Origin of the sequence: Neptunicella sp. (assembly GCF_048268085.1) — a bacterium.
In the GTDB taxonomy this organism is placed as follows: domain Bacteria; phylum Pseudomonadota; class Gammaproteobacteria; order Enterobacterales; family Alteromonadaceae; genus Neptunicella.
In genome coordinates this window covers 1-14,166 of sequence record NZ_JBLWWF010000024.1, presented here as the reverse complement: position 1 = coordinate 14,166, position 14,166 = coordinate 1, and the positions used below count along the sequence as shown (strand labels likewise).

The 14,166-nt window shown below is 43.3% G+C and carries 16 protein-coding genes; 14 read left to right on the top strand and 2 right to left on the bottom strand.

Features of this window, described 5'->3' with window-relative positions; all coding sequences use genetic code 11:
- The first annotated feature begins 23 nt into the window (after window positions 1-23).
- Entirely contained in the window at window positions 24-857 is an 834-nt protein-coding gene (locus ACTD55_RS16640) for a mechanosensitive ion channel family protein (RefSeq protein WP_438865455.1), read from the top strand.
- Between the two features lie 56 nt (window positions 858-913).
- Here ACTD55_RS16640 and ACTD55_RS16635 read toward each other — a convergent pair whose 3' ends face one another.
- Window positions 914-2,707 carry an EAL domain-containing protein gene (locus ACTD55_RS16635; protein WP_438865454.1) on the bottom strand — a complete coding sequence of 598 codons (1,794 nt, stop codon included), beginning with the start codon at window positions 2,705-2,707 and terminating at the stop codon, window positions 914-916.
- Window positions 2,708-2,926: 219 nt separating this feature from the next.
- On the opposite strand from ACTD55_RS16635, the gene ACTD55_RS16630 reads away from it, so the two are divergent.
- Complete coding sequence (locus ACTD55_RS16630; protein ID WP_438865453.1) at window positions 2,927-4,078, top strand: tetratricopeptide repeat protein; 1,152 nt, start codon at window positions 2,927-2,929, stop codon at window positions 4,076-4,078.
- Here the strand turns inward: ACTD55_RS16630 and ACTD55_RS16625 are convergent.
- Entirely contained in the window at window positions 4,075-4,992 is a 918-nt protein-coding gene (locus tag ACTD55_RS16625) for a DUF808 domain-containing protein (protein ID WP_438865502.1), read from the bottom strand. The two genes, ACTD55_RS16630 and ACTD55_RS16625, sit on opposite strands and share 4 nt — an antisense overlap.
- A gap of 132 nt (window positions 4,993-5,124) precedes the next feature.
- On the opposite strand from ACTD55_RS16625, the gene ACTD55_RS16620 reads away from it, so the two are divergent.
- The 12 genes from ACTD55_RS16620 (at window position 5,125) to ACTD55_RS16565 (ending at window position 14,106) form a co-directional block, all read left to right on the top strand.
- Window positions 5,125-7,569 carry an intermembrane phospholipid transport protein YdbH family protein gene (locus ACTD55_RS16620; protein ID WP_438865452.1) on the top strand — a complete coding sequence of 815 codons (2,445 nt, stop codon included), beginning with the start codon at window positions 5,125-5,127 and terminating at the stop codon, window positions 7,567-7,569.
- A 38-nt stretch (window positions 7,570-7,607) separates the two neighbouring features.
- The gene (locus ACTD55_RS16615; RefSeq protein WP_438865501.1) at window positions 7,608-7,763 is read left to right on the top strand and encodes a YnbE family lipoprotein; all 156 of its coding nucleotides are present in this window, start codon (window positions 7,608-7,610) and stop codon (window positions 7,761-7,763) included.
- 10 nt (window positions 7,764-7,773) lie between these two features.
- Entirely contained in the window at window positions 7,774-8,094 is a 321-nt protein-coding gene (locus ACTD55_RS16610) for a YdbL family protein (protein ID WP_438865451.1), read from the top strand.
- A 60-nt stretch (window positions 8,095-8,154) separates the two neighbouring features.
- Window positions 8,155-8,721, top strand: coding sequence for a YSC84-related protein (locus ACTD55_RS16605; RefSeq protein ID WP_438865450.1), 567 nt, complete (start codon window positions 8,155-8,157; stop codon window positions 8,719-8,721).
- Between the two features lie 57 nt (window positions 8,722-8,778).
- Window positions 8,779-9,450: a GDSL-type esterase/lipase family protein gene (locus ACTD55_RS16600; protein WP_438865449.1), complete on the top strand. Its 672-nt coding sequence runs from the start codon at window positions 8,779-8,781 to the stop codon at window positions 9,448-9,450.
- Between the two features lie 213 nt (window positions 9,451-9,663).
- Window positions 9,664-10,752, top strand: coding sequence for a DUF748 domain-containing protein (locus tag ACTD55_RS16595; RefSeq protein WP_438865448.1), 1,089 nt, complete (start codon window positions 9,664-9,666; stop codon window positions 10,750-10,752).
- Window positions 10,753-10,806: 54 nt separating this feature from the next.
- Window positions 10,807-10,953, top strand: coding sequence for an entericidin A/B family lipoprotein (locus ACTD55_RS16590; RefSeq protein WP_438865447.1), 147 nt, complete (start codon window positions 10,807-10,809; stop codon window positions 10,951-10,953).
- A 347-nt stretch (window positions 10,954-11,300) separates the two neighbouring features.
- Entirely contained in the window at window positions 11,301-11,630 is a 330-nt protein-coding gene (locus ACTD55_RS16585; RefSeq protein ID WP_438865446.1) for a DUF883 domain-containing protein, read from the top strand.
- A 4-nt stretch (window positions 11,631-11,634) separates the two neighbouring features.
- Complete coding sequence (locus tag ACTD55_RS16580) at window positions 11,635-12,078, top strand: hypothetical protein (protein ID WP_438865445.1); 444 nt, start codon at window positions 11,635-11,637, stop codon at window positions 12,076-12,078.
- On the top strand, window positions 12,078-12,335 hold the full coding sequence (locus ACTD55_RS16575; RefSeq protein WP_438865444.1) for a hypothetical protein: 258 nt from the start codon (window positions 12,078-12,080) through the stop codon (window positions 12,333-12,335). Before ACTD55_RS16580 ends, ACTD55_RS16575 begins: the two co-directional genes overlap by 1 nt.
- A 426-nt stretch (window positions 12,336-12,761) precedes the next feature.
- On the top strand, window positions 12,762-13,247 hold the full coding sequence (locus ACTD55_RS16570) for an Arm DNA-binding domain-containing protein (RefSeq protein WP_438865443.1): 486 nt from the start codon (window positions 12,762-12,764) through the stop codon (window positions 13,245-13,247).
- 283 nt (window positions 13,248-13,530) lie between these two features.
- A complete protein-coding gene (locus ACTD55_RS16565; protein WP_438865442.1) occupies window positions 13,531-14,106 on the top strand; it encodes a hypothetical protein in 576 nt (191 codons plus the stop codon).
- Window positions 14,107-14,166 lie beyond the last annotated feature (60 nt).

Sequence of the window (14,166 nt, the reverse complement as noted above, 5' to 3'; positions counted from 1 at the left end):
GTTACTTATGGAGAAGCACAAACATGTTTGACTTTGATCAAGAACAAATGCAGCAAATGATGGATACCTACGTGATTCCGTGGGCAATCAACATTGGTCTGGCGATTATTATTTATATCATCGGCCGGATTGTCGTTAATGTTTTAACCGGGTTGTTAGGTAAAGTGCTACGCAAGGCGAAGTATGAAGATATGCTTATCGCCTTTATTCAGGCCATCGCTCATGCCGTTTTGATGCTCTTTGTTATCGTGGCGTCATTAAACGAATTAGGGGTCGATACGACATCGTTGGTGGCATTGTTAGGTGCGGCAGGCTTGGCCATTGGTTTGTCGTTGCAAGGTTCACTACAAAATTTTGCGGCCGGTGTCATGTTACTGGTGTTCCGTCCGTTTAAGACCGGTGACTTCATTGAAGCCGGTGGCGCAACCGGCATTGTAGAAGGGATCAGTATTTTTAATACGCAAATCCGTACTGGTGATAACAAGCAGGTTATTGTGCCTAATGGTGCAATCTACGGGGGCAATATTACCAATTATTCGGCTAAGCCCACCCGTCGTGTGGATATGGTGTTTGGAATTGGCTACGGTGATGATTTATTAAAAGCCAAGAAAGTATTGGAAGAGATTATTGCCTCGGATGAGCGTGTATTAGCTGAACCGGCACCGGTGATTGCGGTATCCGAATTAGGCGATAGCAGTGTTAATTTTATTGTGCGTCCCTGGGTTAATTCGGGTGATTACTGGCCTGTGTACTGGCATTTTCATGAAACGGTGAAATTACGCTTTGATCAGGAAGGTATTAGCATTCCGTTCCCGCAAATGGATGTGCATATCAGCAAAGAAGCCACATCAGACTAATTAGTCTAGGATTTTTATTTCATCCCTCGCTATTGCGGGGGATTTTTTTGCCAATTTTATGACGTTACCGGTATTGCATTGACGCCATTGGAAGACAGTAATTTGGGCTTTTGTTGGCCGATAGCGCTCACCGCGGAGAGTTGATTGACGGCCATTGAATGTCCTTGATGTTGTTTGGCCGCATGTTTTAGCGGTGATAAACAACTGGACACTTCAAAAGCGCTCTGGTGTGAACCCCGTTCAATTTCAACCGCCGCGACAGACAACGTGGTTAATGGAATAAAACGTGATTCCCCATAGCGGTCAGGGCAAACAAATCCGCCCATTCTGACGTGCTCAGGCTGATAAAAATCGGCAACAGAATGACTAAAACACTGCACAATATTGTTTATCCGATCCTGCCAGTCTGCACTGTTCCATAAGACGATAAAATCATCGCCACCAATGTGACCAACGGTATCCAAACTGCTGGAGGCAAATTTCTGCAAGCATTGACCTAATGCCAGCAATACTTCATCCCCTTTCGCAAAACCGTATACATCGTTAAAAGGTTTGAAATGATCAATATCAAAATGGGTGACGACAAATTTTCGTTCATCCCGGATCAACTGTTCGATACAGTCGTTAATGGGCACTAAACCGGGCAGTTGAGTTAACGGGTTGGAATGCCGTGCTTGTTTAATTTGCGCTTCGGTAATTTGTTTAAGTAAATCTATCACCAGTCCAATGCCGACAAAATCCCCGTTTTTACAAATAATAAAATCATCTTCCTGATGATAGCGGGCACGAGAGGTAACCAGGCGACTGACCTGATCAATACTCAGCGTTGAATCTACCGTTAGCGGTTTACGTTCCATCATGTTAGCCACCGGTGCCTTGCCATATAAATCACGACCGAAAGGTTTACTAAACAGACCAAGCAGCTCACTGCGATGAACAATACCGACGGCTTTTTTGCCATTGAGTACGGCGATGGAATTAATATTGGGCCGATCCTGAAATAACTGTACGACCGTATTGGTATTCACATTTTCCGGTACGCTAATCGAATGCACCACCAGATTATTGGCACTAACATAGTTTTTGCTGCGTTTGGATAGGGGCTGTGCAGCGCTATCAAGTTGAATGCTGGTGGGCGGTTTGGTCTGGGGGCGGCAAAAATAATAGCCTTGAAAATAATCGATTTTTAACCGGCACAGATACTCAAATTCATCCTGGGTTTCCACCCCTTCGGCGATGACTTTGCAATGCATCGATTGGGCAATTTCAACAAAAGAACGGACAAATTCCTGCTTGGTGTTATCGGTGTCGATATTTTCAATAAAGTGTCGGTCAATTTTTACAAATTCCGGTTTGGCTTGTGACCACAGTCGTAACGATGAATAACCTGCGCCCAAGTCGTCCAATGCAATGGCAAATCCCATTTCCTGATAATGACGCAAAGCGTTGAGCAATACGGTTTCATCGGTACCGGCATGTTGTTCGGTCAGTTCTATTACCACTTGACTGGTGGTTAAGCCGTATTCGGTAAGTAACTCGATGGTACGGCCCTTTTGATGATTCGCTTGTTCCAGCGCTTCGGGCGAAATATTAATAAACAGTTTGCCCGGTAATTGTTGTTTTACAAAACCTTGCACCGCACGTTTACGACAGATATTTTCCATGTCGCTGAGCAAATTATGCTGTCGGGCGTGTTCGAATAACTGGGTTGGCGAGTGTAAAACGCTGTCGGAAGGACCGCGACTTAAAGCTTCATAAGCAAATATTTCACCGGAGTACTTATCAATAATGGGCTGATAAAGAGATGAAACGGATTCGAGTGCCAGTATTTTTTTTAGTTCTGTGAGCATGCTGAGTTACATCTTGATTTAAAGTAGGCTGATGATTCCATCCAGTAATTACCCCTCGTCCCTCATTGCTGTCGTTAGCCGCTCAATTTAATGACATAAATGTGTAGTTTTAATGACAACACAAAATATTGTTGAAAGTGGCTAAATTCTGCAGGTTGCCTAAGCTGGAATAAATGGCGTTAAATTAAGGCCTATACAAATAAGTGCGGAGGTAAAAGTATGTGTCGTAAATTGTTTGTATTACTGTTGATTGGCGGGCTGATTGGTTGTGCTACGGCTCCGCAAACCGAGGTTGTTAAAGCTGATCAGTTTTTACACGATGAGGCTTATAGCGGTTTTGAGCAAATACCAGTGGAAACCGAACAGCAGGTATTTCAACTGGATCAGGCAGTAACCAATTACCTCGATAACAACATCTTAATTCTGGATAAACCGGTTGATCGTATGAATCAACTATCCGACCAACTCTTTAGTCCGAACAAGGTTAACCTCCTTTATCAAACCGACGCTAATAGTGTGGCGAGCCAGACATTTAGCAGTAAAACGGCGAACTGCCTCTCCATGTCCATTTTGGCCTATTCTATGGCTAAATATGTTGGCTTGAATGTGGTGTTTCAGGATGTGACGATTCCTGAGTTCTGGAATTTACGGGATGATGTGAACTTTTTGAATGGTCATGTCAATTTATTTATCACGGCTAAAACCCCAGTCAATGAAGGACAGGCATACAGCATTGATAGCATTGAAGTGGATTTTAGTAACAGTTTCGCCAGTAGTCGTTTTCAAAAAAACTGGATTAGCAAACAAACGGCGTTAGCAATGTTTTATAATAATATTGGCGCTGAAGCCTTGGTGGCAAAGGATTTTAATCGTGCTTATGCGTATTTTCGCCAATCCTTGTTGACCGATCCTGACTATGTTTCCGGTCTAAGTAATCTGGGCGTGTTGTATCGTATGAGTGGCCACAATGACTGGGCGGAACAAACCTATTTGGCCGGATTGGAATTGGAAAAGGATAACCGCAATATTCTGGATAATATGGTGGTGTTATTCGAGCATACTGGCAGGATTGAGCAAGCCAATGATATTCGCTCGCGGATAAATAAACAGCGCCAGTCCAATCCTTATTATCATTACTTTCTTGGTCAACAGGAATACCAGAGTGGTCACTGGCAAAAAGCCATTCAACATTTTAGAAAAGCCAAATCCCTTAATCAGTATGATCACCACTTTTATTTTGGTTTGGCTAAAGCCTACTTTGAGCTGGGTAAAGTGGATGAAACCCGGCGTAATTTGAACCTTGCCAAGCGTTATGCGGTGGATCAGCAGCAAAGTAATCAGTATTTAACCAAATTAGCCTTGCTGCACTAGACGTCACTGGGATGATTTTTTCCGAACAGCTTTTGCCAGCCATTGACGACTAATACCACCAATGCACCACTGATTAGGCCGACAACAAGGTTAAGTGCCAAGTCGAGTAAAGCATGCAAGGGTAGGTAAGCTTGCAGCCAATGATGAATGATGGGCAGTGCATGGACAACGATCCCGCCGCCGACCAGAAACATTGCCAAGGTCCCGGCGATAGCTAGAAATTTCATTAATTTGGGCGCAAAAGTGATCATCGCACGACCCAGACCGGCCGCGAACCGGCTCCCCGTTGGCGTGGGATTATTTCTCACCAGATACAGTCCCACATCATCCAGTTTAACAATGGCGGCGACTAATCCGTATACACCTAATGTCATTGTAAAGGCGATAAGGCTAACGACAATAGCCTGGGTAATAAAACTGGTATCAGCGACAGTGCCTAAGGCAATCACAATAATTTCGGCCGATAGAATAAAATCGGTACGGATGGCGCCTTTGATTTTCTGCTTTTCAAAGCTGACTAAATCAAAATCAGGATCCGACAGGGCTGCGACTTCCTGCGTCCGGTCTGCCTTAGGCTGAGTATGCAAACTATGGATAATTTTTTCGGTGCCCTCAAAACACAGATATAAACCGCCCATCACTAACAGAGGAGTAATCAGCCAGGGTAAAAAATAGCTGAGTAATAGTGCCAGTGGCACCAGAATAAATTTATTCAGTAAGGACCCTTTCGTTACCGCCCAGACTACCGGTAATTCACGCTCTGCCCTGACGCCACTAACTTGATCGGCATTGAGAGCTAAATCATCGCCCAATACGCCAGCGGTTTTTTTGGCAGCAACTTTGCTCATTAATGCCACATCGTCCAAGACTGCGGCGATATCGTCGAGTAGGGTAAGTAAACTGGCTCCGGCCATAGGATCCTCGTGGGGCGCTGAATGTTGCAGCAGCTTAAACGATTGAACCAACAAGATAAATAGCATCAGTTGTTCAAACAAGCTGCTTGTCTGTGCCACACTGTATCCTAAGTTGATGACTAAAGGGATTGCATGAAAAAACGATGGGTTGCACTAATCCTGTTGATAGTGCTTTTGCTTGGGGGATGGTTTTCACGTGCGGCATTAGTGCGTGGCGCGGTTAATTGGTATCTGGCACCTGATGACATTGAGCTTAATTGTCTGCAATGGAGTCTGGATCGTTCATTGAACATTGATGTGGCGCATTTATGCCTGCAGCATAGCCAGGGGAGATTAGAAGCCTATCATCTACGTTGGAATCGTGGTGCTAACCTTGTGGCAATCGAACAGGCGATTCTGACGATCACACCGTCATCAACGTCATCTACAAATCAGAATAGCCATTCACGCATTGATTTAACCTTGCCAGCAAATTTACCTCAATTGCAGGTGCAAAACTTGCGGGTCGAATCTCCCCTATTGCGTCAACCTGTGCAATTGACGATAACGCAAACTGCGCCTAATCAATGGCAACTGGATGCTGATTGGCATGCCCTGCTAACGCTGCAAAAGGGGAGCTTAAACGCTCAGCTGAATTGGCATTTACAGGATATTGCCCAGTTAAGCGCTCAATTCCCGAGTGACCAATTCGATGCCACATTGTTACAAGCGCCCATTGCTACGAAGGTGAGTTTTGATGGACAGTTTTTTCGCAGTCAGAGTCAATTAGCGCTGCAACAACAGGTGCAACTGGAAAACTGCAATATTAATGTTGCAGGTCAAGGAGCGATCGGATTCAACGCAGATTGGCTTAATCGCAGCGCTGAAATGGATTTACGCCAGTTTGAATTGCGCGGTGATATGCCAACATGTGCGGCCTTGCAGAAGGTTCCTGACCCCCTGCGATTTACTAAATTTACTGCCGCTTTTCCTGAGGTGTTGTCAATAACCGAACAGGCGTTGCAAAGCGGAACAGTGATGATTGATGCGCAAACCGAATTGGGCACGAGCAATAAAGCCGTTAGTTTGGCGTTACAACTCAGTAATCTGGAATGGCGTTTTGATGGCACCCTGAGCAGTCAATATCAACTTAACGGCAAGGTGGACAATCTTGAGTTGGGGCAGGGAAAGATGCAGTCGTCAGGTCATTGGCAATTTAGCTCGCAAGGACTGCAATTAAACAGTCAAGATAATCACGTGCAGCTTACCCAATTGAATTGGGCAGGCGGGTCAGTGCCGAATCTGGATGCTGATTTTGAGGTTGAATTACAACCCGATGGTGCGATTAGCGCCAGCGGCAGGGTTAATGTTCCTGAGTTATTGCAACAGCAAAGCGTGCTGCAAGATATGAATGCCCAGTTCACGCTCAGTGGTAGCACAAGTCAACAATTGCAAGTGACGCTTAACAGTAAAATTGCCTCGTTAACGCAATCATCGTTGAATATGACTGGACTGGAAAGCCAGCTTGATATTGGCATCAAGGGGTTAACCCTTTTTGATGTCTCTGGTCAATCACACATCGCCGATATTGATTATGCCAACCATATGCTGGGGGCTATCCAAATAAAACATCAGTTGCAGATTAATCGGGATGAGCAAAACGTGACTAGCCACCACGACCTTAAATTGAATAGCGGATGGTACGCTACCTTGACCACCCATAATCAACAAGCAGAGTTGAAAATAGTTGATCAGCCGTTGCCTGCTTTGGCTGACATTAGTCAGCAATGGCTGCCGGAGATGACTATTCAATCCGGTCAGATGAATGCCAATATTATGGCCAATTTATCCACTTGGCAGGCTAGTGGTTCAGTCGAAATGCATCAGGTCTCGCTGGAATATCAAGATAGTGTGATTAGCCAGGCCAGTTATCAGTCCCAATTTGAATTTGATTCAGCGGGACTTCAGCTAACCCCCTCTACGCTGCATATTAAAAATATTGATGCCGGAGTCCTGATTAGTGATATACAGGGTCAACTGCGAGGTACCAATAGCCAATTTAGTATTAGTGATTTGCGTGGCAGCATTTTTGATGGTCAATTTGTCGTTGACCAACTATGGTTGGATGGGCGAGAGCAAACGGCATTGCTTAATTTAACCAAAATCGATACGGCTAAGATATTGGCGTTGCAAAAACAGTCGGGAATTGAGGTGACGGGGTTGATTAAAGGCCATTTACCGTTACATCTTCAACAGGGGCGTTTTTCCATTGTTAATGGCAAATTAAGTAATCAGGGCGCGGGCAAGTTAGTGATTAGTGATAATCAGGCCTTTACGGCACTTAAAGCTCAGCAACCTGAGATACAAAAGCAATTATCCTTATTGGAAAATCTGGACATTAATAACTTGACCAGTTCGGTGAATTTATCAGCCGATGGATGGTTAAATATGGATATTGCCATGCAGGGCACCAACCCACTGCAACAAGAGCAAGTTAATTTTAATTATGGGCATGAAGAAAATATTTTGGTGTTGTTAAAAGCGCTCAGATTAACCGACAGTTTGACGGAAAAAATCGAGCAAAGTATCAATCAATAGCAAGGGAGAATCATGTGAGACCGATTATTGTAGTAGCCATGTTGCTGTTTGTGAGCGCCTGTACTCATCGGGTAGAGGTCGCCGCTAAAGAGCCAATTACGATCAATCTGAATGTCAAAATTGATCATGAGATTAGAGTTAAAGTAGATAAAGAGCTGGATAATGTGTTCAGTGCCGACAGCGAGCTTTTTTAAGGAGAACAGGATGAAAAAATTTAGCATATTGATTGCCACAGTATTACTGGGTTTTAGCTCTCTTAGCTTTGCGATAGGACTGGATGAAGCGAAACAAAATGGTTTGGTCGGAGAAAAAGACACCGGTTATTTAGGCGCCATCGTGAATAAACCGGAAGTCCTCGAATTGGTCACCGAGATCAACGCAAAACGCAGAGAAGTATACAAAGAGCTGGCTGCCAAGAATAATATCAAATTGTCACAGGTCGAGCTGTTGGCCGCTAAAAAAGCCTATCAAAAAACCGTCAGTGGGCAATATCTGTGGGTAAACGGCGAGTGGGTGAAGAAATAATTTCGACATAAACGGGTAAGCCAAGTACAGCTTAGGTTAGAACAATTAAAGGAGTAATATATGAATAAAATTAAGTGGTTAGTTATGTTTTTTGGGGTGTCTGTGCTGTTAGGTGGTTGTGCAACCAATCGAGGGGCCACCATTGCTGAACAACGCCAGGCCATATTGCAGATGAAAGGCGAGGTATTGTCGGAATTATACAGTTTAAATCCCAGTACCCGCGCGCAAATTAGCAGCGCACCCGGCTATGCGGTATTTAACAATGCCAATGTTAATTTAATTTTAGCCAGTTTTGGTGGCGGCTATGGCGTGGTGACCGATAATCGCAACGGTAAAAATACCTATATGAAAATGGCCGAAGTGGGCCTGGGGTTAGGTGCCGGTGTGAAAGATTTCAGAGTGGTCTTTGTGTTCCACAATGCCGATACCATGCAGCGCTTTATTGAGCAGGGATGGGCATTTGGTGCTCAAGCGGATGCTGCGGCCAAAGCAGGAGAAAAAGGGGCAGCCGTGGCCGGCGAGGTAACAGTGGATAATATTACTATCTACCAGTTAACCGAGAGTGGACTGGCATTACAGGCAACAGTCAAAGGCACTAAATACTGGCGTGACGATTCATTGAACTAAATATTGGAGGGGATTAAACCTCGATGTTTAATCCCTTTAAGCCGTCTAGGGATGAAAATGAAAACAGTACGTTGGTTGGCTATTAATATTGTCTGTTTATTGGGTTTGGCGTTAAGTCAAACCTTGTACGCAGATAACCTGGTTGATTTTAAATTTGCCAAGGAAATCAATGCTTTTAGGCAGTGGGATAGTAAAAATAGTGTTCCGAAACAGGCCACATTATTTGTCGGTAGTTCCAGTATCCGTTATTGGCCTACCGCCAGCGCTTTTCCCAATATTGCCGTGATTAATCGTGGATTTGGCGGTTCTGTCACGGCTGAAGTGTTGCAGGTCTATGAACATGTGATTGGCAAATATGCACCTGCCAGAGTGGTGATTTATGTCGGCGATAACGATATTGCGGCTGGTGTGTCGGTGACGGATACCATCGCGCAACTTAAACGGTTGATTAACCGGATTAAAGGCGATTTTCCCCATGCGGAAGTCATTTATTTGCCGATTAAACCCAGTTTGTCCCGTTGGTCGTTATGGCCACTGATGCAGCAGGTAAATCAGAGTATCCAAACTTATGCCAGTGGCACAGATAACCTGGTGTATGTTGATACTGCCACACCATTACTGGATCCCAATGGTCAACCCAAGCAATCTGTTTTCAGACAAGATGGCCTGCATTTGAACGATAAAGGCTATGCCATCTGGAATACCCTGCTCGCACCATATTTACACTGAGTATTCAAAAATGAGCACGGTCAATTGGCAATGTATAAATTACATTCCATCGGTAAAAATCGGTTTATCAGTGTCGGCTTGAACGTGCTAGAGCGGATTTTTATAGCGTAAAAACGCCTGTCTTAACCCGCTGTATCGGGCTAATGTAGAGCGATTGGCTGGCTTTTCCTGCGTTCATTAATAGGCTGGTATGCTGATTGCTTTGTCATTGGTATGCTAAATATTCGCAACCACAAAACACGCTACATTGGTTTATGCATACTGGTGCTGGTCATCCTCAGACTGGCAGCACCGGATGTGGTGAAGTGGTATGTTAACCAGTCGATTGATCAGTCAGCAGGGATTAGCGGATCGGTTGGTGATGTGGATTTGTATTTGTGGCGGGCAGCTTATCAGCTAAACAACGTCGAAATTAACCAACAGGATAGCCAAGGAAAATCCTACCCATTATTAAATGCAAAAAGCGTCAGTATGTCGTTGCTATGGTCATCGATTCTAGCCGGACACTGGATAACTAAAATGCATTTTGAGCGTCCGGACATTGTTTTACTTAAACAAGCCAAGCAGTCAGCAATTAAATCAGATGCGATTTTAGATGAACAAACATGGATACAATTAGCCAATAAATTAGTGTTTTTTTCTATCGACACACTGACGGTCAACCACGGAACATTCCGCTTCAGAGCAGTAGCGGAACAACAGCAAGCCGATTTTTTTATCAACCAGCTTAATGGCAGCGTGACTAACGTGACCAAGCAACAGCAGTCCACTTCAATGGCCCAGGCCGAGTTTACTGGGAAAGTGCTGGGTAAAGCCGGATTACGTTTTTCAGCAAGCTTTGATCCAAGAATTAAACAACCGACTTTCGATGTTGATATCGCCATGTCCAAGTTGTCAGCACAGCATCTTGATCAGCTACTCGATTTTTATGCTCCCTTTGATATTGAAGCCGGACAAGTGGATATTTCTGCCGAACTTGTTGCACAACAAGGGCAGGTGGATGGTTATGTCAAAGCGGGGATTTATGATCTGGATATATTTTCCTGGCATGAGGATGTGATCAAAGACAAGGACAATCCTTTTGCGCTATTAATCGAGATGACCAGTGGTTTGGTGGCCGGTTTACTAGAAAATCAACGGCATGACTTAGTCGCGACCCGGATCCCGATTAGCGGCACATTGGACGATCCCGATATTCCTTTAACTACCGCAATTGCCGGATTATTCCATAACGCATTTATCCAAGCCTACAAAATGGATGTGGAAGATTTGATCACGTTCTCAGATAACGTGAAAAAGTAACTATTTGGAAAACACAGACTAGAATCATATTGGTACTAAACCGAGGAGCAACACATGAAAATAGTTAATAAAAAGTCGTTAGTTCATTCAACCCTGATCATACTGGTGTTAATGCTAGGGGCGTGCGCCACCATTGAAGGAGCAGGCAAAGATATAGAAAGTGCCGGTGAAGCAGTACAGGATGCTGCATCAGACGATTAAGTATTATAACGTCTGGTCACTTAATGTTACCTAGCCTTTAAACGGTCCGACTTAACGGACCGTTTTTTATCCTGCTAATTGGATGACGCCGCTCAATCGTTTTAATTGAAAAAATTGCTGATTGAGCATGAAAATCCTACATCTTTACTGTGCTGATGCGCTTTACTGAAAAGCATAAATAACGCCTCAGGCCAATCCCTATCATACTCCTGGCCACATTACGGACACTGGCATAGCCATTGCAATAACTAACTGTGAGAAGTATTTGCGAAAGCAATTTTCATAGAAGGGCAGCGTATAGAGTACTTATGGGCTGTAAATATTCATCAACTAGATTGGAGAATGAAATGGCTACTCAAGCAAAAAGTAATACCAAAGCAACCCCGAAGGATAATCACGCCGCAGCATCTGACTCGAATTCACCCATATCAGATAAAATGCAGGATACCTTGCATCACTCGGTTGACGCCTTGGCAGAGCGCGTGGCGAATACAGAAGAAAAATTGCGTCATGGTGCATCGTCATCGGCAGAAGCGATTGCCGAAAAACAAAAAGCCGTTCAGGCACAATGGAAGCAGTCATCTATTCGTCGTTATGCTGCGGAAAACCCGCTTGCCTCTGCTGGTATCGCCTTTGCCGCGGGGATGTTGTTAACCAGCCTGTTACGCAAGAAGTAATTATATGCATGACGCTGATGTGAATACCGTTGATGCGGTTAAAAGCCAACAAAATGAAGCTTCTATTACAGATGTGTTGCCTTCATTTGAGCAATTACTTAACGCTTGGCAGCAGCGCTGGCAGGCAGGTAAGTCATTGGTAGAAGCCGATATTCGTCTATCACTCAAGGCCATTGCAATATGTGCAATGGCAGCGTTAATGATGGTCGCGGTCACAACAGTGTTGTGGCTGGCGGCTAATACAACCTTAGCAGTCGGTTTATCAAACTGGAATGTGCACTGGGCCATTATTGCCAGCATTATTCTGGTGTTAAATAGTCTGTTACTGTACTGGTTAATGCAGTTGTTCCGCGGGGCTTTTAACGCTATTTCCTTGCGTACTTCGATATCCACCTTAATGGCAAACAATCAACCAGCTTCAGAGTCACAATCAGAGGAGGGAGCATAATGTACTCAGCCAATTATTTTATGGCAAAAGAGCGACAGCAAACTCAACTCGCAGTACAACGTTACCGCGCTGCGGCGATTAATACCCAATTATGCTATCGTCAGACCAAAGCGACCACATTATCAGTAATCGGCTCACCAACAGGACTCGGTATAGCCTTTGGTTTGGGCTGCGTTTCCGGACTGGATAATGACTCTAAAGGACAGGTAAAAGGATTAATTGATCGTGTCGTTCGTACCTTTTTTATTCTGTTTTAATCGGCACAGAAATCTGAACGCTGTAGCGAACAGGCAATTCGGCAGAACTGCCTGTTTAAACCACTAATACACCTGCTCGTGTGGCATACCTGCATATTGAGTAGCTTGTATTTATGAAGTCAGCTTTTATCGACACAATGACTTTACCTGTCGATCATATCGATCAATAAGTTATGTTTTTGCTTGTAGGTAGTAATTTTGATGGTCTTTAAAAATGGTGCCCCCTCCCTGACTTGAACAGGGGACCTAACGATTATGAGTTTCAAACCTACCCTTTACTGTTATTTACTTTGTTTACCTAGCACTTACTTAATACACCTTATATATCAATAGGTTATTGATGACTTGTCACATCTGATGCTTAATTCTTTATGTAATTCAGAGCGTTAGTTATAGCGCTCAAAGTAGCACAGAGGTAGCACCGCTATGACAACATCAAAATTTAGATTTACTGAACTTGCCTTGGAAAAGTTAGCGATCCCAAATAAACGAATAAGATATCATGATACACAAATGCCAGGTTTGATACTCGATGCGCAGACCTCAGGGAAGAAAGTTTTTAGGGTTTACAAAAAGCTTCCGGGTACACAAAAGCCTTTATCAGTAACTATCGGGGGATTTCCATCAGTTCCCTTGGAGCAAGCTCGAAAGCAGGCCAGAAAAGCGATGGCTGATATCGCTGAAGGTATGAACCCTAACGATAGTAAACGATACTTCAGAGCCGCGTCTGTGTCGCTGTATACAGTATACGAAGAATATAAACTCACTAGGAAGCTGAAAAAAATTACTTTACGGGGCTATGAGCAAGTAATGAATTGCTATTTTGACGATTGGGGTAATAAGCGATTGGCTGATTTGACTGAGGGAATGGTTTATCGTCGCCACTGTTTCTTAACCAAAAAAGGAGTGTAAAGTGATTTTTTATAATATTTTAAGTGTTGGTTTTGGTTTTTTATATCATTATGGTATTTGTAATGGTTCCCCTAGGCAATTATTTAATAGTTAACTATTAAGCTAAGGTGACATAATCAGATGCTTGCTGTGAAATAAGAAAAAATTTAAATTTGAATGTTTTGTACGGGTGCTTTTATCAATGAAAAATCGTTAAGCTTTAACTAAAATATCCAACTTTAAGTGTTCGTCTTTTATCGATTTTTCATATTGTTTTTGAAATTAATTTTAGGGAATAATTATTATGAAAAAACATTTAATCATATTTTCATTTTTGATGGTGAATACAGCCCTTGGTTCTACATTCAACTGCCAGCGGGAGTTTATATGGTTAAAGCAAACCTTTGAGGAAAATGATGCCGGCTTTAGTTTTTTAGTCGATAAGAAAGGACAGTCAGCGTATCAAAAACATACTTTGGAAACTGAAAAAGCAATCAATCTTGTAACTTCGGATATTGAATGTGTATCAGCTTTACAGGAGTGGCTGTCTTTTTTTCGTAAAGGACACATTGGTTTACGATTAAACAAAGATACGTCAGAAAATAATTTCCCTGTTTTAAATGAACCGAAAAAACTTCCCATTTCTGAAGTTCATTATTTGGATATTGACAAATTTAAAGTTTATTTAAGCAATAAAAGCTCAGAGGATCTTGAGGGGATTTGGCAATTTTATGGTTATACCGCTGCACTTAAAAAACATGACGAAGATTACTGGGGCTATGTGGTCAGTTCTAAAAATCCTGACTGGGTACCAGGAGAAGTGAAGTTCAAACTATATCCCAAAAAAAAGGGAGGCTATAGAGTAATGCCGATCAGTTAAGCGATTGACATTTAGCACAAGAAGATCAAAATCCGATGATCACAGGTCATCGGATTTTTT

Excerpts from the sequence above, each read along its gene's own strand:
- ACTD55_RS16600 (WP_438865449.1), top strand. The coding sequence starts at position 8,779 with ATGAAAACAGTACGTTGGTTGGCTATTAATATTGTCTGTTTATTGGGT.
- ACTD55_RS16595 (WP_438865448.1), top strand. The coding sequence starts at position 9,664 with ATGCTAAATATTCGCAACCACAAAACACGCTACATTGGTTTATGCATA.
- ACTD55_RS16625 (WP_438865502.1), bottom strand. The coding sequence starts at position 4,992 with ATGGCCGGAGCCAGTTTACTTACCCTACTCGACGATATCGCCGCAGTC.
- ACTD55_RS16580 (WP_438865445.1), top strand. The coding sequence starts at position 11,635 with ATGCATGACGCTGATGTGAATACCGTTGATGCGGTTAAAAGCCAACAA.
- ACTD55_RS16640 (WP_438865455.1), top strand. The coding sequence starts at position 24 with ATGTTTGACTTTGATCAAGAACAAATGCAGCAAATGATGGATACCTAC.
- ACTD55_RS16605 (WP_438865450.1), top strand. The coding sequence starts at position 8,155 with ATGAATAAAATTAAGTGGTTAGTTATGTTTTTTGGGGTGTCTGTGCTG.
- ACTD55_RS16630 (WP_438865453.1), top strand. The coding sequence starts at position 2,927 with ATGTGTCGTAAATTGTTTGTATTACTGTTGATTGGCGGGCTGATTGGT.
- ACTD55_RS16585 (WP_438865446.1), top strand. The coding sequence starts at position 11,301 with ATGGCTACTCAAGCAAAAAGTAATACCAAAGCAACCCCGAAGGATAAT.
- ACTD55_RS16575 (WP_438865444.1), top strand. The coding sequence starts at position 12,078 with ATGTACTCAGCCAATTATTTTATGGCAAAAGAGCGACAGCAAACTCAA.
- ACTD55_RS16570 (WP_438865443.1), top strand. The coding sequence starts at position 12,762 with ATGACAACATCAAAATTTAGATTTACTGAACTTGCCTTGGAAAAGTTA.
- ACTD55_RS16620 (WP_438865452.1), top strand. The coding sequence starts at position 5,125 with ATGAAAAAACGATGGGTTGCACTAATCCTGTTGATAGTGCTTTTGCTT.
- ACTD55_RS16590 (WP_438865447.1), top strand. The coding sequence starts at position 10,807 with ATGAAAATAGTTAATAAAAAGTCGTTAGTTCATTCAACCCTGATCATA.
- ACTD55_RS16565 (WP_438865442.1), top strand. The coding sequence starts at position 13,531 with ATGAAAAAACATTTAATCATATTTTCATTTTTGATGGTGAATACAGCC.
- ACTD55_RS16635 (WP_438865454.1), bottom strand. The coding sequence starts at position 2,707 with ATGCTCACAGAACTAAAAAAAATACTGGCACTCGAATCCGTTTCATCT.
- ACTD55_RS16615 (WP_438865501.1), top strand. The coding sequence starts at position 7,608 with ATGTTGCTGTTTGTGAGCGCCTGTACTCATCGGGTAGAGGTCGCCGCT.
- ACTD55_RS16610 (WP_438865451.1), top strand. The coding sequence starts at position 7,774 with ATGAAAAAATTTAGCATATTGATTGCCACAGTATTACTGGGTTTTAGC.